Source organism: Vibrio sp. YT-19(2023), from assembly GCF_033337395.1.
In genome coordinates, this window is record NZ_JAWOQN010000007.1 from 1,984 (window position 1) to 26,844 (window position 24,861).

Below are 24,861 nucleotides of genomic sequence, written 5' to 3' on the forward strand. Positions count from 1 at the left end.
GCGGAATTGGTAGACGCACCAGATTTAGGTTCTGGCGCCGCAAGGTGTGAGAGTTCAAGTCTCTCCTTCCGCACCATTATCGGAAAACCCAGCATGACTTTGCTGGGTTTTTTCTTTTTTTAGTTCTGGACTCGGGAAATCATTAGATTTGCCGAATTAAAAAAGCGAGCTCATGGCTCGCTTTTTTTCTATCTGTGATTTGAGTAGCTTACTACATACCTAACGCGTATTTCAGTACTTGAGCCTTAATTGGCCCTGAGTTTTCAGCAAGCTTCAATGCAGCATTACGTACGAACTTCAATGGCCCAAGATCGTTGCTAAAACCTTTATAGAAAAAGTCCATGCCCGTCTGCATGAGTAAGTTGTCAGGTCGACGTGCGCGTTCGTATTTCGCGAGTAAGGTATCTTCCAGCTTTTCTTGTTGTTCTGTTACCGAAAGGAGAACGTCTACATCTTTGAAGCCTAAGTTTACCCCTTGCCCTGCAAGCGGGTTGATCGTATGGGCAGAGTCACCCACTAACACGCAATTTTTGCTTGAGTAGCTTTGCGCATGACGACGAGTGAGTGGGAATGAGCCAAACTGTAAAACTTCAATATCGCCCAATTCAGCAGGGAAATGACGTAAGATTTCTTCCCTTAGTTGAGGTTTACCCATCGCACACAGTTGTTTAATACGTTTAGGCGAGTCATACCAAACCAAAGAACCTTGGCCTACTACTTGACCATTGTCGTTACTCAAAGAGCACAGAGGTAAAAATGAACGTGGGCCTGAAGGTGTAAATTGTTGCCAAGTAATATCTTGCTGAGGCAATTCTGTTTTCACGTTAATCAACATGCAGTGTTGTCGGTAATCCCACGCAGTTACACCAATTCCAGCCAATTGACGAACTTTAGAGTTTGCACCATCAGCACCAATCACCCAGTTAGCTTCAAACTGCGCCCCACTTTCTAGTGTCACAAGATTTACATCTGCAAACTCAATGGCTTTTAATCGCTCAGGACACATCACGGTTAGATTTTCATACTGAGAGAAGACTTGCCAAAGACCTAATTGGATTAGGCGGTTTTCAACGATGTAACCTAGCTGATCCAATGACAATTCATCAGAGTGAAAACGAGTACGGCACTCTGGGTGCTCCCAAGTTTCTAAGCGCCGATAAGGACAAACTCGCATCCTCTTGATCTCTGACCATGCTCCGAGTGAATCAAGTAACTCCACCGACTGGTGCGAGATTGCAGATACACGAATATCCATCGCCTGAGCGGCATCAAAAACTTTAGGTTTTGTACCTTCGACCAAGACAACGCTTCTGCCCTGCTTGGCAAATCCAACAGCGACGGCTGCCCCGACCATACCGCCACCGATCACGGCGATGTCATACTTGTTCATTTTTCACTCTTCATCGTGCTGATTAATTGGCGTTTTTTATTGTACTTTCCATGGCTATTTTTACAAAATTGTTTAACAAAAAACCTTGTTCTGCATAGGGCGAAAAACTAGATTTCATCAGGCTTTGCAGAGAATTAGCTAGATCACTAGTCAGGTGCTTTTTAAAGCAGTACAATACGCCGCTTACCGCCGTGATGGCGGCTATAATTTGAGCAATAGCTCTCCGATTTAAGTACAACTGAACGAGCGAAAGTGAGATGAGTAAGAAACTGCTAATTAAAACCTGGGGCTGCCAGATGAACGAATACGATTCATCAAAAATGGCCGACCTGCTTAATGCTGCAAACGGCTACGAGCTGACGGAAGAGCCAGAGGAAGCAGACGTACTTCTACTTAACACCTGTTCGATCCGTGAAAAAGCGCAAGAGAAAGTTTTCCACCAGCTAGGCCGCTGGAAAACACTAAAAGATAAAAAACCTGGCGTAGTTATCGGTGTAGGTGGTTGTGTAGCAACACAAGAAGGTGACCATATTCGTGAACGTGCACCATACGTTGACGTTATTTTTGGCCCACAAACTTTGCACCGCCTACCTGAGATGATCAAACAATCTCAGTCCGATGATGCACCAGTTATGGACATTTCGTTCCCAGAGATCGAAAAATTCGACCGCCTACCTGAACCTCGCGCTGAAGGTGCGACAGCATTCGTTTCTATTATGGAAGGCTGCTCTAAGTACTGTACTTACTGTGTCGTACCGTACACTCGTGGTGAAGAAGTAAGCCGTCCAATGGATGACGTACTGTTCGAAATCGCCCAACTTGCTGAACAAGGCGTACGTGAAGTAAACCTTCTGGGTCAAAACGTAAACGCGTACCGTGGTCCTATGCACGATGGTGAGATCTGTTCATTTGCAGAACTGCTTCGTTTGGTTGCTTCTATCGATGGTATCGACCGTATTCGTTTCACGACGAGCCACCCGTTAGAATTCACAGACGACATCATCGCAGTATACGAAGATACGCCAGAACTTGTGAGCTTCCTGCACTTACCTGTGCAAAGTGGTAGTGACCGTATCCTAACGATGATGAAACGCCCTCACACCGCTATCGAATACAAATCGATCATCCGTAAACTGCGTAAAGCTCGTCCTGATATCCAAATCAGTTCAGACTTTATTGTTGGTTTCCCTGGTGAGACAGACAAAGACTTCCAAGACACCATGAAGCTAATCAAAGATGTAGACTTTGACATGAGCTTCAGCTTTATTTTCTCTCCACGTCCAGGTACGCCAGCAGCGGATTACCCTTGTGATGTGTCAGAACAAGTGAAGAAAGAGCGCCTTTACGAACTACAGCAAACTATCAATGCTCAAGCGATGCGTTACTCTCGCTTAATGCTTGGCACAGAACAACGTGTTCTAGTTGAAGGTCCTTCGAAGAAAAACCTAATGGAACTACGCGCTCGTACAGAAAACAACCGTGTAGTAAACTTTGAAGGTAGTGCAGACCTAATTGGTCAGTTCGTTGATGTGAAGATCGTAGACGTATTTGCAAACTCACTGCGTGGTGAGCTAGTACGTACTGAAAAAGACATGGATCTTCGTAGTGTGATTTCCCCAACGCAGATGATGGCGAAAACACGTCGCGAAGATGAGCTGGGTGTAGCTACTTTTACGCCGTAAGCTCGTATAAATAGCCATAGAGAGCCTGGTCGTTATCAGGCTCTCACTAAGTGGCAAAAAATGAGAGGCAACATTGAGCAATAAAATCGTAACTCTAGAAATTAACCTAGAACCTTCAGACAACCGCCGACTAGCTAGCCTGTGCGGTCCATTCGATGACAACATCAAGCATTTAGAACGTCGTCTAGGCGTTGAAATTAACCACCGTAGTGACCACTTTACGATTGTCGGTAAACCTCATACCGCATCAGCTGCGTTGGATATCCTGAAAACTCTATATGTTGATACCGCACCTGTACGAGGTGAGATCCCAGATATTGAGCCTGAGCAAATCCATCTAGCGATCAAAGAGTCTGGTGTTCTTGAGCAGAATACTGAGTCTAACATCGAGCATGGTAAAGAAGTCTTCGTCAAAACCAAGAAAGGTGTGATCAAACCACGTACGCCAAACCAAGCGCAGTACTTGGTTAACATGGTCACGCATGATATTTCTTTTGGTATTGGCCCGGCTGGTACAGGTAAAACCTACCTTGCTGTAGCAGCAGCTGTTGACGCACTAGAGCGCCAAGAGATCCGTCGTATTCTACTTACTCGTCCAGCGGTTGAAGCTGGTGAGAAATTGGGCTTCCTGCCTGGTGATTTAAGCCAGAAAGTCGACCCATACCTACGTCCGCTATACGATGCCCTATTTGAAATGCTGGGCTTTGAGCGCGTAGAGAAGCTGATTGAACGTAACGTGATTGAGGTTGCTCCTCTTGCTTACATGCGTGGTCGTACTCTAAACGACGCCTTCATCATTCTTGATGAGAGTCAGAACACCACTGTTGAGCAGATGAAGATGTTCCTAACGCGTATTGGTTTTAACTCTCGCGCGGTTATCACTGGTGATGTCACGCAGATTGACTTACCTCGTGGTGCGAAATCGGGTCTTCGTCATGCTATTGAAGTACTAAGCGAAGTCGACGACATCAGCTTTAACTTCTTCTTAGCCGACGACGTTGTACGTCACCCTGTGGTTGCTCGTATCGTTAACGCGTACGAGAAGTGGGAAGCACAAGACCAGAAAGAGCGTAAAGAGTTCGAGAAACGCCGTCGTGAAGAACGCGATGCGAAGTTACTAGAAGCAGCAAAAGCCGAACTGAATGCACAAGTTGCTTCAACTAAGGAATAATCATGGCGATTGAACTTGATCTGCAACTGGCAGTCGAAAATGAAGAAGGTCTGCCTTCGCAGCAAGATTTCCAATTGTGGCTAGATAAGACAATTCCTCTCTTCCAGCCACAAGCCGAAGTCACCATTCGTATTGTTGATGAACAAGAAAGTCATACGCTCAACCATGAGTATCGCGGCAAAGATAAACCAACTAATGTGTTGTCGTTTCCATTTGAAGCACCTCCTGGTATGGAAATAGATTTACTTGGTGATTTGATTATTTGCCGCCAAGTTGTTGAAAAAGAGGCGGTTGAACAGAGCAAGCCTCTGCTAGCACATTGGGCGCATATGGTTGTACATGGCAGCTTGCATCTGCTAGGTTATGATCATATAGAGGATGACGAAGCCGAAGAGATGGAGTCCCTCGAAACCGAAATAATGCAAGGTATGGGTTATGAAGATCCTTACATTGCTGAAAAAGAGTAGCTATTGGCCACTCGACAGGGAAAGGCGAACCACCTAAATGACTCTCGTGTTCGCCTCTCTATGTGTGCTATCACACTTCTGATAGCGTTACTTAATTGAGAAACAATGAACGAAGATAATTCTCCCTCTTCTAACGAAGATAAGAAAGAAAAGGCAGAAGGTCCGAGTAGAAAGTCCTTCTTTGAACGTCTAGGTCAACTATTTCAGGGCGAACCAAAAGATCGCCAAGAGCTTGTGGATGTTATCCGCGACTCTGAAGTTAACGACCTGATTGACCATGACACTCGCGATATGCTTGAAGGTGTTATGGAAATCTCCGAAATGCGTGTGCGTGATATTATGATCCCGCGTTCGCAAATGGTTACAGTTGAGCGTACTCACGACCTTGATACCTTGGTTGCTTTGATTACCGATGCTCAACACTCTCGCTACCCTGTGATCAGCGAAGATAAAGACCATGTGGAAGGCATACTTCTAGCGAAGGACTTACTTAAATACTTAGGCTCAGGCAGTAATCCATTTGATATCGAAGAAGTCATTCGACCAGCGGTTGTGGTACCGGAAAGTAAACGCGTTGATCGACTGCTGAAAGAATTCCGTGAAGAACGTTATCATATGGCCATTGTTGTCGATGAATTCGGTGGTGTTTCTGGTCTTGTGACCATTGAAGATATCCTTGAGGAAATCGTAGGGGATATTGAAGATGAATTCGATGAAAGTGAAGAGACGGACATTCGTAAGCTGAGCAAGCATACGTTTGCTGTCAGAGCGCTGACAACCATCGAAGAGTTTAATGAGACATTCGGAACCAACTTCAGCGATGAGGAAGTTGATACCGTTGGTGGTATGGTCATGACTGCCTTTGGTCACTTACCTTCTCGTGGTGAACTGGTTGAAATTGAAGGCTACAACTTCAAAGTCACCGCTGCCGATAACCGTCGTGTCATTCAACTCCAAGTGACGATCCCAGACGAAGAAACCCTGGTTGAAGCCACTCAAGAGTAACGCGATACCCATTGGGAATCTCAGAAAATTACAATGATGAATGAACTCTTTCATCGCCTTAAGCGGCCCTTAGTGGCCGCTTTTGTTGGCGCCTCTACTACACTCGCTTTCGCTCCTTACCAGCTGTGGCCTATTGCCATTCTTAGCCCTGCAATTCTACTGATTCTTCTTGCTAACCAAACTCCGAAACGCGCACTATGGATTGGTTATGCTTGGGGGTTAGGTCAATTTGCAACTGGCGTTAGCTGGGTTTACGTCAGTATCTCCGGTTTTGGCGGTATGCCGCTCATAGCCAATTTATTTTTAATGGGCTTACTTGTTGCCTACTTGGCTGTTTATTCAGGCTTATTTGCTTGGCTCAACAACAAGCTGTTTTCTCAATTTACGCTCACAAAAGCACTTCTCGCTGCACCTGCTTTATGGCTGATCAGTGATTGGTTGCGTGGTTGGGTGATGACCGGCTTCCCTTGGTTATGGCTAGGCTATAGCCAGATAGATGCTCCACTCGCAAGCTTTGCACCAATTGGCGGCGTAGAACTGCTTACTCTATTTATCCTTATCAGCGCAGGGGCGTTAGCCTATGCATGGATTCATAAGCAGTGGCTGATGGTGATTATCCCTGCGGTACTACTCAGTACTGGCTTTGGGATTCGCAACTACGATTGGGTAACCCCCCGACCAGAAGACACGACTAAGCTCGCACTGATTCAAGGTAACGTAGACCAAAACCTAAAGTGGCTACCAAGTCAACGCTGGCCAACCATCATGAAATACGCTGACTTAACTCGTGAAAACTGGGACGCTGACATTATCGTTTGGCCAGAAGCAGCAATTCCTGCTTTTGAAATTGAAGTGCCTTCATTTTTGAGCAATATCGACAGCGCTGCAAAAATGAATAACAGCGCAATCATCACCGGTGTCGTCAACCAAGCTGACGACCGACAGTTCTACAACAGTATTCTGTCCCTCGGCATCACACCATACGGTGACTACAGCTTCGATTTAAGCGAACGTTACCATAAGCATCACCTACTACCGTTTGGTGAGTTTGTACCATTTGAAGATATTTTGCGCCCATTAGCGCCATTCTTTAACCTACCGATGTCGTCGTTTAGCCGTGGGGCTTTTGTGCAGCCAAACATCGTTGCGAATGGCATGCACATGGCACCAGCGCTTTGCTATGAGATCATCTTTAATGAGCAAGTGCGTCAAAATGTGACTGACGAAACAGACTTCATTCTAACGCTTTCGAACGATGCATGGTTTGGTCACTCTATCGGTCCTCTTCAGCATATGGAGATCGCCCGTATGCGTGCCTTAGAGTTGGGCAAACCGCTCATCCGCTCGACTAACAACGGATTAACAGCGGTAACCGATCACAAAGGTAAAATCGTTGAGCAAGTACCGCAGTTTGAAACTGCAGTACTGCGCGCAGAGCTCACCCCAACCGATGGGAAAACGCCATATCGAATCGTTGGTACTTGGCCATTGTATATTTGGGTTGGGTTAAGTTTAGCGCTGACTTTCGGTTTAAGAAGAAAACAGAGCTGATAACAGCTTGAAAGTAGAAAAGACAAAAAGAGGCGACTAAGCCTCTTTTTTCTTCATTGCATTATACAGTCGTTACTCGCCATTTATGGCTTTAATGACTGACGAGTGAAGCCTTTGTGACCACATTTAATACACGGAATGATTACAGTTGGGTGGTTATACGTTGTCTTGTGACCACACTCATCACAGACTAAAGTGCCTAAGCCTATCACCTCTCCTGCTTCATATAGCCCTTGATGCTCTAAGTCATCGAACAACTCAACCCACTCAACTTTAGTTCGGTCTGTAATCTCTAACAGCCCTTGCCATATCGAGTCCGCAATCGTTAAGTAAAACGGGCCGCTTTTACTGTCCTCGTAACTCTCTGAAAACTCTTTTAAGTCGGCTTTAAGGTACGCTTTGATTAAAGCCAATTCATCTTTGGTCAAGTCATTAGCAGCATCCACCACTTTGCCCGACGTCTCAATCGCTTTGTTAACTTCTTCCGGACTGTGCTTCAAGGTTTCAATCACATCCTCGAGCATTTCCTCATAACCTGTTTTACGTTTAGGCATAACTGACCTCCATCTTTCTCCTACCTGCGTCACTTAAGGGCGCATGGGTACAGATTGGCTATTGTTGTGATCCCTAGCTTTAGGTATTCTATGACGATCTATTTAAGTCTGTTCTAACCGAACTCACAAATTCCAAGATAACGGATACCATCGATGCAAGAACAATACAACCCACAAGATATTGAACAAAAAGTTCAAAAGCACTGGGATGACAACAAAACCTTTGTTGTAAGTGAAGACCCAAATAAAGAAAAATTCTACTGTCTGTCCATGTTCCCATACCCAAGTGGTCGACTGCACATGGGTCACGTGCGCAACTATACTATCGGTGATGTAGTATCTCGTTTCCAACGCCTACAAGGCAAAAACGTGATGCAACCAATCGGTTGGGACGCATTCGGTCTACCTGCAGAAAACGCAGCAGTAAAAAACAAAACTGCGCCAGCACCTTGGACTTACGAAAACATCGAATACATGAAGAACCAACTTAAGCTTCTAGGCTTTGGTTACGATTGGAACCGTGAATTCGCAACATGTACACCGGAGTACTACCGCTGGGAACAAGAGTTCTTCACTAAACTTTACGAGAAAGGTTTAGTTTACAAAAAGACTTCTTCTGTTAACTGGTGTCCTAACGACCAAACTGTTCTTGCAAACGAGCAGGTTGAAGACGGTTGTTGCTGGCGTTGTGATACGCCTGTAGAGCAAAAAGAAATCCCTCAATGGTTCATCAAAATCACTGAGTACGCTCAAGAGCTACTAGACGACTTAGACAAGCTTGAAGGTTGGCCTGAAATGGTGAAAACCATGCAGCGCAACTGGATTGGTCGTTCTGAAGGTGTTGAACTGAAGTTTGAAGTTAAGGGTCAACAAGACCTAGAAGTTTACACAACACGTCCAGATACGCTAATGGGTGTGACTTACGTGGGTATCGCAGCCGGCCACCCTCTTGCAGCTCTTGCAGCAGAGAACAATCCAGAGCTTGCAGCGTTTATCGACGAATGTAAGAACAACAAGGTTGCAGAAGCTGAGCTAGCGACAATGGAGAAGAAAGGTATGGCAACTGGCCTTACTGCTATTCATCCATTGAACGGCCGCGAAGTACCAGTATACGTAGCAAACTTCGTTCTAATGGACTACGGTACAGGCGCGGTAATGGCTGTACCTGCGCACGACCAACGTGACTACGAGTTCGCAACGAAGTACGGTCTAGACATCGTGCCAGTTATCAAGCCTGCTGATGGCAGCGAGCTAGACATCTCTGAAGCAGCATACACTGAGAAAGGTGTACTGTTCGATTCAGGTGAATTCGATGGCCTAGAATTCCAAGCGGCATTCGACGCAATCGCAGCGAAGCTAGAAGCAGAGGGCAAAGGCACTAAGACTGTAAACTTCCGTCTACGCGACTGGGGTGTATCTCGTCAACGTTACTGGGGCGCACCAATCCCAATGGTAACGACTGAAGACGGTGAAGTTCACCCAGTACCTGCTGACCAACTACCAGTGATTCTTCCAGAAGACGTGGTAATGGACGGCGTCACTAGCCCAATCAAAGCAGACAAAGAGTGGGCGAAGACAACCTTTAACGGCGAACCTGCTCTACGTGAGACAGATACGTTCGATACGTTCATGGAATCTTCTTGGTACTACGCGCGTTACTGTTCACCACAAGCGGACGACATCCTAGACCCAGAAAAAGCAAACTACTGGCTACCAGTAGATCAATACATCGGTGGTATCGAGCACGCTTGTATGCACCTACTGTACTCACGCTTCTTCCACAAACTACTGCGCGATGCGGGTTACGTAACTTCTGACGAACCGTTCAAGCAACTACTGTGTCAAGGCATGGTACTGGCTGATGCGTTCTACTTCGAGAACGAGAAAGGCGGCAAAGAGTGGGTAGCTCCAACAGACGTAGCCGTTGAACGTGATGGTAAAGGCCGCATTACTTCTGCTAAAGACACTGAAGGTCGTGATGTAACGCACTCAGGCATGATCAAGATGTCTAAGTCTAAGAACAACGGTATCGACCCTCAAGAAATGGTAGACAAGTACGGCGCTGACACAGTACGCCTATTCATGATGTTCGCGTCTCCAGCGGACATGACACTTGAATGGCAAGAGTCTGGCGTAGAAGGTGCGAACCGCTTCCTAAAACGTGTTTGGAAACTAGTTAAAGAGCACACAGCGAAAGGCGCAGCAGAAGCAGTAGATACCTCAGCGCTTTCTGGTGATCAAAAAGCACTTCGCCGCGACGTTCACAAGACTATCGCGAAAGTGACGGACGATATCGCTCGTCGTCAAACATTCAACACCGCGATCGCTGCGATCATGGAGCTGATGAACAAACTAGCGAAAGCGCCTCAAGAATCTGCGCAAGATCGTGCAATCCTTGACGAAGCACTGAAAGCTATTGTTGTCATGCTTTACCCTATCACTCCGCATATCTCATACGAGCTATGGGCAGCACTAGGTGAAACAGACATTGATAACGCGGCATGGCCGACGTTTGACGAAAAAGCGCTAGTTGAAGACGAAAAAACTATCGTTGTTCAAGTTAACGGTAAGCTACGTGCGAAGCTAACAGTCCCAGCTGATATCTCTAAAGACGATATCGAACAGCTTGGTCTAAACGACGAAAACGTGGTTAAGTTCACTGATGGCCTGACTATTCGTAAAGTTATTTACGTTCCAGGTAAACTGCTGAACATCGTTGCAAACTAATCGCAGCTGCCAATTTGTCTCTGTGTAGCGAACTTATTTGTTAACCAAGAGTCATTAAACAGGGTAGTTTTCTACCCTGTTTATTTACCTCAAACCATTCACATGAGTGGTTTAAGGTAAATAACCCCTTCAATTTAGGATGAATACAATCAATGCGCTTTTTCTCTTTGATTAAACTACCAGTGGTATTGGTATTAGCGGGGCTTCTTTCTGCCTGTGGTTTTCACCTTCGCGGCGAGTATTCCGTACCGGAAGAGCTGCACACTATGTCTTTCTCCAGCTACGATGAATACAGTGAATTAACTCGCTATGTTCGCTCTCAACTCGAACTGAACAAAGTTGAACTTGTTCAACCATCATCGACGGTACCCAACCTTCATTTGACGGAAGCGACAATCGATGAGCGTACACTATCGCTTTATCAAAATAGCCGTGCAGCAGAAAAAGAGCTGACATACGTAGTAAAATACCGTGTGACAATTCCTGGCTATGGCTCTAAAAACTTTACGACAACAGTAAACCGCAACTACCTAGACAACCCGTTGACGGCACTTGCAAAATCTGTTGAACGTGACGTAATTGAAGACGAGATGCGCTTGCAAGCTGCAAAACAGATGATGCGCCAGTTGGGCCGTATTCGTGCCGAATATGAAGCAGGACAAATCTCTGAGCCAGCGAACACAAACTCTTAATCACTATGCGAATTTATGCCGATAAATTAACGGATCATTTAACTAAACACGTTAAACAGGTTTACCTAATCTTTGGTAATGAGCCGTTACTGCTTCAAGAGAGCCGCCAAGCAATCCAAAAGGCAGCGTTTCAACAAGGTTTTGAGGAAAAACACCGTTTTGCGGTAGACGCAAGCATCGACTGGAATCAAGTTTACGATTGCTTCCAAGCGATGAGCCTGTTCTCAAACCGTCAATTGATCGAGCTTGAAATTCCAGAGAGTGGCGTGACAACCGCCGTCAGCAAAGAGCTGCAAACACTGTGTGATATGCTGCATGATGACATCATGCTCGTCATTGTTGGTAGCAAACTGACCAAAGCCCAAGAAAATGCGAAATGGTTCAAAGCATTAAGCTCAAAAGGCGACTGGGTAAGCTGTTTGTCGCCAGATCTACAACGCTTACCTATGTTCATTCAGGCACGTTGCCGCACGTTGGGCCTAAAACCCGATCAACAATCACTGCAAATGTTGGCTCAATGGCATGAAGGTAACCTATTTGCATTGACACAAAGCTTAGAGAAATTGGCCCTACTCTACCCGGATGGTGAGCTGACCATCATACGTTTAGAGGAAGCCCTAAGTCGCCATAACCACTTCACTACCTTTAACTGGATCGACGCCTTACTGGCAGGTAAAGCAAACCGTGCACAACGTATTCTTCGCCAACTTGAGGCGGAAGGGGTTGAGACCGTGATCTTGATTCGAAGTGTACAAAAAGAGTTGAGCCAACTTTTAAATATGCATCAAGACTTAACTCAAATGGGAATGAACCAGGTATTTGAGAAATATCGAGTTTGGCAAAACAAGCGTCCACTCTATAACGCAGCACTGGCCCGCTTATCAGCGAGTCGTATTTGTGCATTGCTCTCCTTGTTGGCTCAAGCCGAGATAAAAGCCAAAACTCAGTATGACGAGTCTGTATGGCCAACTATTCATCAGTTGAGCTTAGAAACCTGCTCTCCTGATATTAAGCTGGCAATTTAAAAATCAAAGCGTGATATAGTGCGCGACCTGTTTTGCAAGCAAGAATGTAAAACACTGTAGAGATAAGAGACAAACCGAGGAAAACCGAGTGCTTCGCGAAGAACTGAAAGACTTTTTAGCTGATAAAGCCGACGACATGAAAGCGGAAGACATTATCGTCCTAAATGTGGAAGATAAATCAAGCGTGACAGATTACATGATCATCTGTACTGGTACATCCAAACGCCACGTTTCATCCATCGCTGACCATGTTGCAACAGAGGTGAAAAAAGCCGGTCTTGAGCCACTAGGAATGGAAGGTGAAAACGAAGGTGAATGGGTAGTCCTTGATATGGGCGACGCCATGCTTCACGTGATGCAAGAAGAGCACCGCGAACTCTACCAGCTAGAAAAACTCTGGGGTTAATCTTTTGAAAATTCAACTAATTGCTGTTGGCACAAAAATGCCAAAATGGGTTGAGGAAGGCTTTCAAGAATATCGTCGCCGTTTCCCGCATGATATGCCGTTGGAGTTGATTGAAATCTCTGCTGGCAAGCGTGGTAAGAATGCCGATATCGCTCGCATCCTGCAAAAAGAAGGGGAAGCGATGCTCGCTGCGGTACCAAAAGGCAACCGTATCGTCACGTTAGATATCCCAGGTAAAAAATGGGACACTCCTCAACTCGCTGAGCAGTTAGAAGCTTGGAAATTAGATGGCCGTGATGTATCAATATTAATCGGCGGTCCTGAAGGACTCGCTCCTGCATGCAAAGCTGCAGCAGACCAAAGCTGGTCATTGTCTGCCTTAACGCTACCCCACCCTCTAGTGCGTATCGTAATGGCAGAAAGCTTGTACCGAGCGTGGAGCATCACCGCTAACCACCCTTATCATCGCGAATAATCGTTGTTTAACTTTAGAGCCAAGCGTTAATGATTCGTAAACGCCGCAGTCAAATCCGAGATTATCAAGCCGAAGCGCGTCTGTTTGCCAGCCGCGCTATTGTTGCTTTTATCGGCATTGTTGTCTTGATGGGAGCTCTGGTTGCCAACATGTACAACATTCAGGTGAACCAGTTTCAAGACTATCAAACCCGCTCGAACGATAACCGCATCAAAGTGGTGCCTATCGCGCCTAACCGAGGTCTAATTTATGACCGAAATGGCGTTTTACTGGCAGAGAACCGTCCCGTCTTTAACTTAGAACTGACCCCAGAAAAAATTAAAGACATTGATGCAACCATCCAAGAATTACAAACTATTCTGGAAATTACACCAGACCAGATTGAACGTTTCCACCACGAGCGTAAACGGACTCGTCGATTTAAATCGGTCCCACTGCTTACCCAACTGAACGAAAAACAAGTAGCGGTATTCTCCGTCAATCAGTACCGCTTTCCAGGTGTGGAAATAAGTGCGACCTTAAAGCGCTACTACCCTTTCAGCGAAGTCTTAACCCACGTGATTGGGTATGTTTCTCGAATTAATGATCGCGACATGCAACGCCTGATCCGAGAAGAAAAAGACGCAAACTATCAAGCCACTCGCGACATTGGTAAGCTGGGTATTGAAAAATACTACGAAGACCTCTTACACGGTACAGCCGGATATCAAGAAGTCGAGGTAAACAGCCGCGGCCGAGTAATTCGTACCTTAAAGTACGTTCCACCTGTACCCGGAAAAGACATCGTTTTAAACCTTGATATCAACTTGCAGTTGTACGTACACCAATTGTTGGACGGCCGCCGAGGCAGTGCTGTAGTAATCGATCCTAGAGACAACGGCGTACTGGCTATGGTTTCAAGCCCTAGCTACGATCCTAACTCGTTCGTGCACGGAATCTCAGGTAAAGATTATCGCGCCCTTTTGAACGATAAAAACCGTCCTTTGGTCAACCGCACTACACTTGGCATTTACCCTCCGGCCTCTACCATCAAACCATTTATGGCGGTAGCCGCGCTGCAAGAAGGTGTCGTCACACCTAACACCACACGAAATGATCCTGGTTATTGGCGCATACCAAACTCTAACACACGTCCGTTCCGGGACTGGTTGCGTTGGGGACACGGACGCGTCGATATCATTAAGTCGATCGAAGAGTCTGTTGATACCTTCTACTATCAAATCGCTTATGACATGGGCATTGACCGTATTTCGAATTGGATGATGATGTTCGGTTTTGGTGATTACACTGGCATTGATATCTACGAAGAAAGTAAGGCGAACATGCCGACTCGTGACTGGAAAATGTCTCGCCATAAAACCCCGTGGTATAAAGGTGATACGATCCCTGTAGGTATCGGCCAAGGATATTGGACAGCAACACCAATGCAAATCGCCAAAGCAACCTCCGTATTAGTAAACGAGGGAGAAGTGATCGCACCTCACTTGCTCAAAGCGACGATAGAAAATGGTAACGACTTCGAAGAGCAGCAAACGACAGAATACGTGACTTACCCACCAATCAAGAATGTGCCTAAAAAGTACTGGGATATGGCGAAAGAAGGCATGCGTCGGGTAAACCATGGCACGCGCGGAACAGCTCGTCGCTCATTCTACAAAATGAATTATGAAACAGCGGGTAAATCAGGTACTGCACAGGTCTTCGGTCTGGGTGAAAACGAAGAGTACAACGCCGATGAGATCGCCGAGCACTTACGTGACCATGCGTTATTTACTGGCTTTGCACCATTTGATGATCCTAAAGTGGTCGTCACTGTAGTACTAGAAAATGCCGGTGGTGGTTCTAGTAACGGTGCCCCAGTAGTAAGGAAAATTTTTGACCGAGTCGTTCTTGGTCCAGAAGAAATTGAGCCTGAAAACAATGCGAAGAAAGAGGTAAAACAGTAATGAAGATGGATCCCTCTACAGGTAAAAATCGCGCCCTGTTTGAACGCTTCCATATCGACTTACCACTCCTACTTGGCATACTGGCCCTGATGGGGTTTGGCCTGGTGATCATGTACAGCGCCAGTGGCCAAAGTTTACTGATGATGGATCGCCAAGCCATGCGAATGGTGCTTTCACTCGTTGTGATGCTCGTCCTTGCACAGCTTTCTCCACGAACTTACGAAAGCTTGGCACCTTTGATGTTCGTTGGTGGCGTTATACTGCTTTTCGGCGTGCTGTTTTTCGGTGAAGCATCGAAAGGCGCGCAGCGTTGGCTTAACCTCGGTTTTGTGCGCTTTCAACCGTCAGAGCTATTGAAGCTCGCGGTGCCATTAATGGTGGCTCGCTATGTTGGTAGACAGCCCCTCCCACCAACGCTAAGAACACTCATTGTTGCACTGATTATGGTCTGCTTACCAACCATTCTCATTGCAAAACAGCCTGACTTAGGTACCTCAATCCTGATCGCGGCTTCCGGTATTTTTGTTATCTTCCTCGCAGGCATTAGCTGGAAAATAATTGCTGGTGCTGCGATTGCATTAGGTGGTTTCATTCCAATTCTGTGGTTTTTCTTGATGCGAGAGTATCAAAAAGTGAGAGTTCGTACTCTATTTAACCCGGAGTCTGATCCGCTAGGAGCGGGCTACCACATTATTCAGAGTAAAATTGCGATTGGCTCCGGCGGTATTTCCGGCAAAGGTTGGTTGCAAGGTACGCAGTCACAACTAGAATTTCTTCCTGAACGACACACTGACTTTATCTTTGCAGTAATTGCTGAAGAATGGGGTATGATTGGCTTCCTTTGCCTTTTAGCCATCTATCTATTTATTATTGGACGAGGTTTATATCTCGCCAGCCAAGCGCAAACCGCATTTGGACGAATGATGGCAGGCAGTATTGTACTCAGCTTCTTCGTGTATATTTTTGTAAATATTGGCATGGTAAGTGGCATCCTACCTGTAGTAGGTGTACCGTTGCCACTCATCAGTTATGGCGGCACATCAATGGTAACCTTGATGGCTGGTTTTGGTATTCTGATGTCGATTCATACGCACCGAAAAGCATTCTCTAAGGCGACCTAGACATGCAAAAACGCGCTTTATATTCCTTGGTTTTCTCTGCTCTTATTTTGGCAGGCTGTTCATCAACTAGCCAAAAAGAACAAGAAGGCCGTTACGAACTCGAATCCGATGTTGCACCGGATACACCGCTTTCAGTCGAACACATCGAGGATGCGCATCCTAAATATGAACCGTACAGCCTAGGTGGGAACAAAGATTACCACTTGCGTGGCAAAGACTACAAAATAGTTCGCAATGCGAAAGGCTTTAAAGAAAAAGGCCGAGCATCTTGGTATGGGAAAAAATTCCAAGGTCATTTGACTTCTAATGGCGAAATCTATGACATGTACTCAATGACGGCAGCGCATAAAACGCTACCGTTACCAAGTTACGTAAAAGTTACCAATACTGACAACGGCAAAACCACCATAGTACGAGTTAATGACCGAGGTCCTTTTCACGATGGCCGTATCATTGATTTAAGCTATGCCGCCGCGCACAAGTTAGATGTCATAAAAACAGGCACCGCGAACGTGGAAATTGAAGTGATCAGTATCAATCAGCCTACGGACAAAAAGTCATTAGAAGCGCACCCTAGGTACGTTATTCAAGTAGCATCATCAAAAAATGAAGAGCGCGCGCGAACTTTAGGTACCGAGCTTGGTCAAAAATTGGATACAGAAACTTTCCTAGAGAGTGCGAAAGAGTCTTATCGCTTGTTGTTAGGGCCATTTACTGACTATTCCCTGACGCAAGCCACACTAGATAAAGTAAAGTTGCTCGGCTATTCGTCTGCATTTATTAAAAAACACAACACTGCCAAATGACCTCGTGTCATGAATTTCTCTTTGATCCCCCTCTTACATAACTAGGGATTCTGATAAGATGTCTGCAGTTAACCCAAAAATTTGAATTACCATGAATAAAAATAAGTTTGTGAAATCTATTCTCGTTTCTTCGGTTGCCCTTTCTGCAACTTTCGCTCAATCTGCTCTTGCATCACCTATCGTTGTTCCAGATGCCCCTCAAATCGCGGCGAAGGGCTACGTGCTGATGGATTATCATTCAGGTAAAGTACTGGCAGAGAAAGAGATGAACACAAAATTGTCTCCAGCTAGTCTGACTAAGATGATGACCAGCTATGTAATCGGCCAAGAGCTAGCGCGTGGTAATATCTCAGAAGATGATGATGTCACCATCAGTAAAAATGCGTGGGCGAAAAACTTCCCTGATTCATCAAAGATGTTCATTGAAGTAGGCACAACAGTTAAAGTACGTGACCTGAACCGAGGCATCATCGTCCAGTCAGGTAACGATGCCTGTGTTGCGATGGCAGAACATATTGCAGGTTCAGAAGATGCGTTTGTTGACCTAATGAACGCTTGGGCCAACACATTGGGTATGACTAACTCGCACTTTGCCAACGTTCATGGCTTAGATAACGCAGAGTTGTACTCAACACCATACGACATGGCACTGCTAGGTAAAGCACTTATCCGTGACGTACCAAATGAGTACCGAGTGTACTCAGAGAAGAAATTTACTTACAACGGCATCACCCAATACAACCGTAACGGTCTACTTTGGGATAAGAGCATGAACGTTGACGGCATCAAAACGGGTCACACAAGTAATGCGGGTTACAGCCTAGTAAGTTCAGCAACTGAAGGTCAAATGCGCTTGGTTGCGGTCGTTATGGGTACTAAAGATGCCAATGCTCGTAAGTCAGAAAGCAAAAAGCTGCTAAGCTACGGCTTCCGTTTCTTCGAAACAGTGGCACCGCACAAAGCAGGTGAAACGTTCGTAGAAGAAAAAGTGTGGATGGGTAACAAAGACACCGTAGCACTGGGTCTTGACCAAGATACTTACGTAACACTACCGCGTGGTGAAGCGAAAAACCTAAAAGCAAGCTTCGTCCTTGAAAAAGAGCTAGAAGCCCCAATTAATAAAGGTGATGTAGTTGGTAAGCTATACTATCAGATCGATGGTGAAGATATTGCCGAGTACCCACTAATGGCACTAGAAACCGTAGAGCAAGGTAGTCTATTTAGCCGCATGTGGGATTACATCGTATTGTTATTCAAGAGCTTCTTCTAAAAAGAACATTAGAGTAGCAAACTTATTCGCAAAGCCGCCTGAATGGGCGGCTTTTTAAGTTTGAGCTCCTCGTCTTGAGTTCCCCCTAATTTGACTGTACTATTTCGCACCGCAACGAATATCTACTGGAGTTATCGATATGCTAACCATCAACTCTGATGCAAAATTAAAAGACCTGCTTGAGTTCCCTTGTTCATTTACTTACAAGGTAATGGGTCATGCAAAGCCTGAACTTCCAGAGCTTGTTCTTGAAGTTATTCAGCGCCATGCTCCAGGTGACTACAGCCCGACCGTTAAACCAAGTGCTAAGGGCAACTACCACTCTGTGTCAATCAACATTACTGCAACCTCTATCGAGCAGGTCGAGACACTGTACAAAGAGTTAGGTGAAATTGACATCGTACGCATGGTTCTATAATTTTTTGATAGATTAAATTTTTTTTGAAAGCAGCCTTGGCTGCTTTCTTTTTATTTATCAAATAGATAACGAGGATTTACATCACTTTCAGTTAAAAATCTGTTACGCAGCGGTAGAGCATCAGGGTTATCCGGTTTATAATCCAAAAACTTTATATATTAGCAACAGGAATTCCCATGCAACACCAACTTGTTGTAAAACGACTTGGCCGCCAAGACTATGAGCCTGTATGGAAGGCGATGCATGAGTTCACCGACCAACGCACAGAAGAAACCCGTGATGAAGTCTGGTTGGTAGAACATAACCCAGTATTTACGCAAGGACAGGCAGGTAAAGCTGAGCACTTGATTAACACTGGCGATATTCCTGTTGTACAAAGTGATCGCGGAGGTCAGGTTACGTATCATGGCCCTGGTCAGTTGGTCGCCTACTTCTTGATCAACCTACGCCGCAAAAAATTAGGTGTACGAGATCTCGTTACCACAATCGAGAACCTCGTGATCAACACGCTAAAAGCATACAATATTGACTCAGCCGCGCGACCTGACGCACCAGGTGTCTACGTTGCCGGTAAGAAAATATGCTCTCTCGGTTTACGCATTCGTAAAGGATGCTCGTTTCATGGTTTAGCCTTGAACGTAAATATGGATTTAACACCGTTTCTGCGTATTAACCCTTGTGGTTATGAAGGTATGGAAATGGTTCAGGTCAGCCAATTTGGCGGCCCAGACAATGTAGAAGCCGTAGAAAAACAATTAATAGAAGAACTCGTTACTTTGCTCGATTATGAGCAAGTAGAATTCAGCACAGAAGCACCTTCTCAAGGTAATAAAGCATGAGCAAACCAATCCAGATGGAAAAAGGCGTTAAATATCGTGACGCCGATAAAATGGCATTGATTCCCGTAAAGAACATGCCTACAGAGCAGAAAGAAGTGCTACGTAAGCCTGATTGGATGAAGATCAAGCTACCAGCCGACAGCCAACGAATTCAAGACATCAAAGCGGCGATGCGTAAGAATAAACTTCACTCCGTATGTGAAGAAGCATCTTGCCCGAACCTAGCGGAATGTTTTAACCACGGTACAGCAACCTTCATGATCTTAGGTGCTATTTGTACTCGTCGTTGTCCTTTCTGTGACGTTGCTCATGGCCGCCCATTACCACCGGAAGCAGAAGAGCCTCAAAAACTGGCGAAAACCATTGCCGATATGAAGCTGAAATACGTAGTAATCACTTCTGTTGACCGTGACGATCTGCGTGACGGCGGTGCACAGCACTTTGCCGATTGTAACCGCGAGATCCGTGCGTTAAACCCGCATATTAAGATTGAAACACTGGTTCCTGACTTCCGTGGTCGCATGGATGTAGCGCTTGATCTAATGAAAGACAATCCGCCAGATGTCTTCAACCACAACTTAGAAACAGCGCCACGTCTTTACCGTAAAGCTCGCCCAGGTGCGAACTATAAATGGTCACTTGAGCTTCTTAAGAAGTTCAAAGAGCAGCATCCCGATGTACCGACCAAGTCTGGTTTGATGATGGGTCTTGGTGAAACCAAAGAAGAAATCATCGAAGTACTGAAAGATCTACGCGCACACGGCGTAACGATGCTGACTCTAGGCCAGTACCTAGCGCCAAGCCGTCACCACTTGCCAGTAGAACGTTACGTTCCACCATCAGAGTTTGACGAGCTAAAAGAAGTTGCACTAGAACTTGGCTTCACGCATGCAGCGTGTGGTCCATTTGTTCGCTCTTCTTACCATGCCGATATGCAGGCTCAAGGTATCGAGATTAAATAAACTCTCGCTTGTTTTGAAAAGCTTGTTTTGAAAAGAAAGGTTGGCTCAGTGCCAACCTTTTTTGCATCTGGCAAATGATGATAAAAAGCCATTCTACCACCGTCATTCTGAACTGCGAGGAACGAGCGTGATTCAGAATCTGTTTTCAGAATACTGATGATTTTTAGGGAAACTCTGAGTAAAAGAGTGTGCCTCAACAAGATTCCTGATCTCGCCTAGGCTCGTCGGAATGACGTGGTTTGGATATATTGAAAAGGGACAGTGTTGGTAGCCATCCCCTTATCACACTCTCTCGCTATATCTCATTCCAAACGCCAGACAAACAAAAAGGCCCTCAAATGAGGACCTTTCATCAATCAAATAATCAAACCGAATCGCAGAAATAGAACGAGTTCGCCTGAGTTATTTTCAAAAAATGTTAGGCGTAAACTGGTAGACGCTTACAAATTTCTAGCACTTTCTGTTTTGTCGCTTCGATAACTTCTTCGTTGCCGATGTTATCTAGAACGTCACACATCCAGTTTGCTAGCTCTTTTGCATCTTCTTCAGTGAAGCCACGGCGAGTGATCGCTGGCGTACCTACACGAATACCAGACGTTACGAATGGGCTGCGTGGGTCATTTGGTACTGAGTTCTTGTTTACAGTGATGTTTGCTGCACCTAGTGCCGCGTCTGCGTCTTTACCAGTGATATCTTTGTCGATTAGGTCAACAAGGAACAAGTGGTTTTCTGTACCGTTAGATACGATTTTGTAGCCACGCTCTTGGAACTGACCAACCATTGCTTTTGCGTTTTTCACTACGCGAGCTTGATAAGCTTTGAACTCTGGCTCCATCGCTTCTTTGAACGCTACTGCTTTACCAGCGATAACGTGCATTAGAGGGCCACCTTGACCACCAGGGAACACTGCTGAGTTCAATTTCTTGTACATATCTTCGCCAGCATTTGACAAGATAAGACCACCGCGAGGACCTGCTAGTGTTTTGTGCGTCGTTGTTGTTACCACATGAGCATGCGGTACTGGTGTTGGGTATTCACCGGCAGCGATAAGACCAGCTACGTGCGCCATATCAACAAATAAGTAAGCACCTGCTTTGTCAGCAATTTCACGCATGCGTTTCCAATCAACGATTTGCGAGTAAGCAGAGAAACCACCGATGATCATCTTAGGTTTGTGTTCAAGTGCTAGCTGTTCCATCTCGTCGTAGTTGATTTGACCAGCTTCATCGATACCGTAAGGGATAACGTTGTAGTGCTTACCCGAGAAGTTTACTGGTGAACCGTGAGTTAGGTGACCACCGTGCGCTAGGCTCATGCCTAAAACTGTATCGCCAGGGTTAAGAAGCGCCATGTAAACTGCGCTGTTTGCTTGAGAACCTGAGTGAGGCTGTACGTTAGCGTACTCACAACCAAATAGTTGGCATGCACGCTCAATTGCTAGTGCTTCAGCTTTATCTACGTACTCACAACCGCCGTAGTAACGCTTACCTGGGTAGCCTTCAGCGTATTTGTTCGTTAGCTGAGAACCTTGCGCTTCCATTACACGTGGGCTTGTGTAGTTTTCAGAAGCGATAAGTTCAATGTGTTCTTCCTGGCGAAGAGTTTCTTCCTGGATAGCTGCGAACAGTTCCGCATCGTAATCTGCGATGTTCATATCACGCTTAAGCATCTGTATCTCCTGACTCAGATTAGTACTGAAAGTTGCAAAAAAACTGTTGAATGACCCGACGCAAACGTTTTCGTCACCCTAATGGCGCGCATTCTACATAATTTGATTTAGGTCATAAAGAGAAATTTACAATTTTTCTCATGCAGTTTTTTCATGATGACAAGCAATGTTTATCATGCCAGCATTGCAATCGCATAACGACAATCTATTGCCTGTCAAATTTGTGCTTTACACCCTGTAAAACAGCAATTACATAGGTTTACCGTAAATTTTACCCTCTAGCTACCGAAAAGATCATCTTTTTACTACTATGCACGCCTTATTTATCACTAATGACTGCAACATTGATGGAAAAACACTCATTAAAAGAAGACTGGATAGCGATTCTCACGGGTACCTTTTTAGTAGCTCAAGGCGTTTTCTTTCTCCAATCCGCGAACCTTCTAACGGGAGGCACGACTGGATTGGCTCTGCTTATTAGCCAATTTACACCTTTTACCTTTGGTGTGCTGTACTTTTTAGCAAACAGTCCTTTTTACTTACTAGCATGGAAACGCTTCGGCCGTCATTTCGCCATTAATAGTGCCATTTCTGGCGCGTTGGTTTCTATCTTTGCCGATCATCTTTATTTGCTAATCTCGCTCGAATCGGTAAATGAAGTTTATTGCGCCGTCGCAGGCGGGCTTTTAATGGGGCTCGGTATGCTGATCCTATTCAGACATCGCTCCAGCTTAGGTGGCTTTAACGTGCTGTGTTTGTTTATCCAAGACAAATTTGGCATTTCAGTTGGCAAAAGCCAAATGGCAATCGATGCATGTATCCTGTTTGCTTCATTCTTCTTTGTCACACCAGAAGTGATTGGCCTTTCAATTTTGGGGGCGTTTGCACTCAATGTCGTGTTAGCGATGAACCACAAACCGCACCGCTATTCCGTGACCTACGGTTCATAAATTTTTGATAATGATTGAAGCGCGATTTATAAGATTTCGCGCTCCAATCGCTATATAATACTTCGCGATTTCCAAATAGATCGGTACGGTATGCGCGACTTTCTGCAACAAGCTAAACAGACTCACAGTTGTATTGCGATTGGAGAGCTGATCTATAACCCGAAGACACAGAGCCTTCATCAAGATGCTATCGCGATTGATCTTGAACCTCGCACCGTTGAATTATTAGAACTGCTGTTAACAAGCGTTGGCCACCCACTCTCTGCCGATACCATTATCGAAACCATTTGGCAGAGCAAATTCATCTCTAAGAATGTGCTCACGAACCGCATTAGCACCTTACGTGCACTGCTACAGCAGTACTTACCCGGATACGATGCCGCTAAGCTTTTAGTCACTTACCCCCGCAAAGGCTACTTTCTTAACCCTGCCAATATTCGTTTAGTGCCACCAGCGAAAAGCCATCGGCGCGTTATCTCAACCCAGGTGGCGAGTAATAAGAACTTCAAGCTGATTTTTGCTTACAGCTTATGTGCCGTACTTGTAGTTTGTAGCGTGACGCTCGCAAGCTTGTTATGGCAACGCCAAGAAATCTCAACACAACAAACACGTCATCAACTACTGATTCCCAAAGTCGAGCTACTACTCAACCGTGTCGATTCAATCGGCTCTCAGGCGCGAAAATACCGCATACTGGTCAAAGCCATCTTGCTGCAACAACAGGTCGAATATCCATACACCGACATCGCCAACCAAGATGCTCCTAGTTACTTTCTTGATCCTATCGGTCATACGCCATATTTCCCTGGCGCACGAAACATGCAGACCAGCGACTACGAGCTCAATATCGAGTTAAAAGACGGCACAAAACAGGGCATCTTGAAAGCGCAGATGAACCTTATTTATCCTGCGACGGGCAAGCTGGCGTTTCGCAATGAGTACACACTGCGTTTATCTGCCTTACAATCGGATATTTTCCAAATGCACTCGGATGTCGCGCAATACTTCAATCTGCCTGCACCTTCGGCAAGTTCGTGGCAGCTTTCGGATATTCACAAAAAAATGTTATTCGAGAATGCCTTTTCTAGCCAACCTCTCCGACAATCTGATGAATTTGCGGCTATAACAACGGCAAGACATCTCGCCTTATACGAGCACGAACATCAAAAGCTGGAAGCGTATTTAACTCAAGTACAATCGTCGTTTGATGTTTTGCCAGATGAGCTGAGCCTCTGGTTAGGTCTATTGCATTTCAAATTAGGTAACTTAGACAGGGCAAAAGCTCTGTTAACGACACCAGATGGCGACTCACGTATCCAAAACGCACTGATTTATACCTTTGTGTCTCACATTGCTTATAAGCAGAACAAACTTGAACAGTTCCGTCTCAACTACATGGAATCACTGGTGGCGCTGCTGCGCGTTTTACCTTCCGAAACCTTGTTTGAGCGTCTTTCTCAATCTGAATCAAAAGAGACTTGCCTCCAACCGTGGAAAACGTTGCATGTTAGTGTGACCGATCAAGAAATCATAAGCCGATGGAAAGCGCTCATTAACGAGTATTGCACTAACGTAGCCAACGAAATAACCCCAAACAAAACAAAGACCTAAATATAAAATTAAGCTTTCATTAACCCCTGTTAGCTTTTGTTTTTTGCCCTTTTTCTCTCACTGAACTTAGCATGCTCGCATTCAAGCAACGGCCCAACATGAAACGGCCTTATCAATCAGGAAT

Annotated in this window: 22 protein-coding genes; 19 read left to right on the forward strand and 3 right to left on the reverse strand. The window is 45.4% G+C overall.

Annotation, left to right across the window (positions count from 1 at the left end):
* Positions 1-211 precede the first annotated feature (211 nt).
* Entirely contained in the window at positions 212-1,390 is a 1,179-nt protein-coding gene (locus tag R7E78_RS06780; RefSeq protein WP_318057771.1) for a 2-octaprenyl-3-methyl-6-methoxy-1,4-benzoquinol hydroxylase, read from the reverse strand.
* 257 nt (positions 1,391-1,647) lie between these two features.
* On the opposite strand from R7E78_RS06780, the gene miaB reads away from it, so the two are divergent.
* The 5 genes from miaB (at position 1,648) to lnt (ending at position 7,266) form a co-directional block, all read left to right on the forward strand.
* On the forward strand, positions 1,648-3,072 hold the full coding sequence (gene miaB, locus R7E78_RS06785) for a tRNA (N6-isopentenyl adenosine(37)-C2)-methylthiotransferase MiaB (RefSeq protein WP_005373038.1): 1,425 nt from the start codon (positions 1,648-1,650) through the stop codon (positions 3,070-3,072).
* A 73-nt stretch (positions 3,073-3,145) separates the two neighbouring features.
* Positions 3,146-4,243, forward strand: a complete 1,098-nt coding sequence (locus tag R7E78_RS06790; RefSeq protein WP_005373033.1) for a PhoH family protein — start codon at positions 3,146-3,148, stop codon at positions 4,241-4,243.
* Between the two features lie 2 nt (positions 4,244-4,245).
* On the forward strand, positions 4,246-4,710 hold the full coding sequence (gene ybeY, locus R7E78_RS06795) for an rRNA maturation RNase YbeY (protein WP_005373030.1): 465 nt from the start codon (positions 4,246-4,248) through the stop codon (positions 4,708-4,710).
* Between the two features lie 105 nt (positions 4,711-4,815).
* Positions 4,816-5,715 (forward strand): CNNM family magnesium/cobalt transport protein CorC, encoded by a 900-nt coding sequence (gene corC, locus R7E78_RS06800; protein ID WP_005384118.1) that lies wholly within the window; start codon positions 4,816-4,818, stop codon positions 5,713-5,715.
* Positions 5,716-5,748: 33 nt separating this feature from the next.
* The gene (gene lnt, locus R7E78_RS06805; RefSeq protein ID WP_262591629.1) at positions 5,749-7,266 is read left to right on the forward strand and encodes an apolipoprotein N-acyltransferase; all 1,518 of its coding nucleotides are present in this window, start codon (positions 5,749-5,751) and stop codon (positions 7,264-7,266) included.
* 83 nt (positions 7,267-7,349) lie between these two features.
* Here the strand turns inward: lnt and R7E78_RS06810 are convergent, their stop codons facing one another.
* Entirely contained in the window at positions 7,350-7,820 is a 471-nt protein-coding gene (locus R7E78_RS06810; RefSeq protein WP_005373024.1) for a zinc ribbon-containing protein, read from the reverse strand.
* 153 nt (positions 7,821-7,973) lie between these two features.
* Here R7E78_RS06810 and leuS point away from each other — a divergent pair, with 153 nt between their 5' ends.
* The 12 genes from leuS to lipA all read left to right on the forward strand — a co-directional run bounded on the left by leuS (position 7,974) and on the right by lipA (position 20,507).
* The gene (gene leuS, locus R7E78_RS06815) at positions 7,974-10,547 is read left to right on the forward strand and encodes a leucine--tRNA ligase (RefSeq protein ID WP_005384121.1); all 2,574 of its coding nucleotides are present in this window, start codon (positions 7,974-7,976) and stop codon (positions 10,545-10,547) included.
* A 152-nt stretch (positions 10,548-10,699) separates the two neighbouring features.
* A complete protein-coding gene (gene lptE / locus R7E78_RS06820) occupies positions 10,700-11,239 on the forward strand; it encodes an LPS assembly lipoprotein LptE (RefSeq protein ID WP_005373019.1) in 540 nt (179 codons plus the stop codon).
* Positions 11,240-11,244: 5 nt separating this feature from the next.
* Positions 11,245-12,264: a DNA polymerase III subunit delta gene (gene holA, locus R7E78_RS06825; RefSeq protein WP_047102059.1), complete on the forward strand. Its 1,020-nt coding sequence runs from the start codon at positions 11,245-11,247 to the stop codon at positions 12,262-12,264.
* A gap of 88 nt (positions 12,265-12,352) precedes the next feature.
* Positions 12,353-12,670 carry a ribosome silencing factor gene (gene rsfS, locus R7E78_RS06830; RefSeq protein WP_005373015.1) on the forward strand — a complete coding sequence of 106 codons (318 nt, stop codon included), beginning with the start codon at positions 12,353-12,355 and terminating at the stop codon, positions 12,668-12,670.
* Between the two features lie 4 nt (positions 12,671-12,674).
* The gene (gene rlmH / locus R7E78_RS06835; protein WP_017821762.1) at positions 12,675-13,145 is read left to right on the forward strand and encodes a 23S rRNA (pseudouridine(1915)-N(3))-methyltransferase RlmH; all 471 of its coding nucleotides are present in this window, start codon (positions 12,675-12,677) and stop codon (positions 13,143-13,145) included.
* Positions 13,146-13,174: 29 nt separating this feature from the next.
* The gene (gene mrdA / locus R7E78_RS06840; RefSeq protein WP_005384126.1) at positions 13,175-15,091 is read left to right on the forward strand and encodes a penicillin-binding protein 2; all 1,917 of its coding nucleotides are present in this window, start codon (positions 13,175-13,177) and stop codon (positions 15,089-15,091) included.
* A complete protein-coding gene (gene rodA, locus R7E78_RS06845; protein WP_005384128.1) occupies positions 15,091-16,212 on the forward strand; it encodes a rod shape-determining protein RodA in 1,122 nt (373 codons plus the stop codon). Before mrdA ends, rodA begins: the two co-directional genes overlap by 1 nt.
* A gap of 2 nt (positions 16,213-16,214) precedes the next feature.
* Positions 16,215-17,018 (forward strand): septal ring lytic transglycosylase RlpA family protein, encoded by an 804-nt coding sequence (locus tag R7E78_RS06850; protein WP_017635670.1) that lies wholly within the window; start codon positions 16,215-16,217, stop codon positions 17,016-17,018.
* Positions 17,019-17,109: 91 nt separating this feature from the next.
* Positions 17,110-18,288, forward strand: a complete 1,179-nt coding sequence (locus tag R7E78_RS06855) for a serine hydrolase (protein WP_005384132.1) — start codon at positions 17,110-17,112, stop codon at positions 18,286-18,288.
* 139 nt (positions 18,289-18,427) lie between these two features.
* Positions 18,428-18,706: a DUF493 family protein YbeD gene (gene ybeD / locus R7E78_RS06860; RefSeq protein ID WP_005384135.1), complete on the forward strand. Its 279-nt coding sequence runs from the start codon at positions 18,428-18,430 to the stop codon at positions 18,704-18,706.
* A gap of 176 nt (positions 18,707-18,882) precedes the next feature.
* Complete coding sequence (gene lipB, locus R7E78_RS06865) at positions 18,883-19,545, forward strand: lipoyl(octanoyl) transferase LipB (RefSeq protein WP_005384137.1); 663 nt, start codon at positions 18,883-18,885, stop codon at positions 19,543-19,545.
* Entirely contained in the window at positions 19,542-20,507 is a 966-nt protein-coding gene (gene lipA, locus R7E78_RS06870) for a lipoyl synthase (RefSeq protein ID WP_005391329.1), read from the forward strand. The genes lipB and lipA overlap by 4 nt, the downstream gene beginning before the upstream one ends.
* 418 nt (positions 20,508-20,925) lie before the next feature.
* Here the strand turns inward: lipA and glyA are convergent, their stop codons facing one another.
* Positions 20,926-22,176 carry a serine hydroxymethyltransferase gene (glyA, locus tag R7E78_RS06875; RefSeq protein ID WP_005381985.1) on the reverse strand — a complete coding sequence of 417 codons (1,251 nt, stop codon included), beginning with the start codon at positions 22,174-22,176 and terminating at the stop codon, positions 20,926-20,928.
* Between the two features lie 347 nt (positions 22,177-22,523).
* Here glyA and R7E78_RS06880 point away from each other — a divergent pair, with 347 nt between their 5' ends.
* Together R7E78_RS06880 and R7E78_RS06885 are read left to right on the forward strand one after the other, a co-directional pair.
* Entirely contained in the window at positions 22,524-23,126 is a 603-nt protein-coding gene (locus tag R7E78_RS06880; protein WP_031780204.1) for a YitT family protein, read from the forward strand.
* A 90-nt stretch (positions 23,127-23,216) separates the two neighbouring features.
* Positions 23,217-24,737 carry a transcriptional regulator gene (locus R7E78_RS06885; RefSeq protein ID WP_318057772.1) on the forward strand — a complete coding sequence of 507 codons (1,521 nt, stop codon included), beginning with the start codon at positions 23,217-23,219 and terminating at the stop codon, positions 24,735-24,737.
* Positions 24,738-24,861 lie beyond the last annotated feature (124 nt).

Coding starts and splice junctions, on each gene's coding strand:
- lnt (WP_262591629.1), top strand. CDS start 5,749: ATGATGAATGAACTCTTTCATCGCCTTAAGCGGCCCTTAGTGGCCGCT.
- corC (WP_005384118.1), top strand. CDS start 4,816: ATGAACGAAGATAATTCTCCCTCTTCTAACGAAGATAAGAAAGAAAAG.
- R7E78_RS06885 (WP_318057772.1), top strand. CDS start 23,217: ATGCGCGACTTTCTGCAACAAGCTAAACAGACTCACAGTTGTATTGCG.
- ybeD (WP_005384135.1), top strand. CDS start 18,428: ATGCTAACCATCAACTCTGATGCAAAATTAAAAGACCTGCTTGAGTTC.
- R7E78_RS06810 (WP_005373024.1), bottom strand. CDS start 7,820: ATGCCTAAACGTAAAACAGGTTATGAGGAAATGCTCGAGGATGTGATT.
- R7E78_RS06780 (WP_318057771.1), bottom strand. CDS start 1,390: ATGAACAAGTATGACATCGCCGTGATCGGTGGCGGTATGGTCGGGGCA.
- lipA (WP_005391329.1), top strand. CDS start 19,542: ATGAGCAAACCAATCCAGATGGAAAAAGGCGTTAAATATCGTGACGCC.
- ybeY (WP_005373030.1), top strand. CDS start 4,246: ATGGCGATTGAACTTGATCTGCAACTGGCAGTCGAAAATGAAGAAGGT.
- R7E78_RS06880 (WP_031780204.1), top strand. CDS start 22,524: ATGGAAAAACACTCATTAAAAGAAGACTGGATAGCGATTCTCACGGGT.
- lptE (WP_005373019.1), top strand. CDS start 10,700: ATGCGCTTTTTCTCTTTGATTAAACTACCAGTGGTATTGGTATTAGCG.
- leuS (WP_005384121.1), top strand. CDS start 7,974: ATGCAAGAACAATACAACCCACAAGATATTGAACAAAAAGTTCAAAAG.
- miaB (WP_005373038.1), top strand. CDS start 1,648: ATGAGTAAGAAACTGCTAATTAAAACCTGGGGCTGCCAGATGAACGAA.
- rodA (WP_005384128.1), top strand. CDS start 15,091: ATGAAGATGGATCCCTCTACAGGTAAAAATCGCGCCCTGTTTGAACGC.
- lipB (WP_005384137.1), top strand. CDS start 18,883: ATGCAACACCAACTTGTTGTAAAACGACTTGGCCGCCAAGACTATGAG.
- holA (WP_047102059.1), top strand. CDS start 11,245: ATGCGAATTTATGCCGATAAATTAACGGATCATTTAACTAAACACGTT.
- R7E78_RS06855 (WP_005384132.1), top strand. CDS start 17,110: ATGAATAAAAATAAGTTTGTGAAATCTATTCTCGTTTCTTCGGTTGCC.
- glyA (WP_005381985.1), bottom strand. CDS start 22,176: ATGCTTAAGCGTGATATGAACATCGCAGATTACGATGCGGAACTGTTC.
- R7E78_RS06850 (WP_017635670.1), top strand. CDS start 16,215: ATGCAAAAACGCGCTTTATATTCCTTGGTTTTCTCTGCTCTTATTTTG.
- mrdA (WP_005384126.1), top strand. CDS start 13,175: ATGATTCGTAAACGCCGCAGTCAAATCCGAGATTATCAAGCCGAAGCG.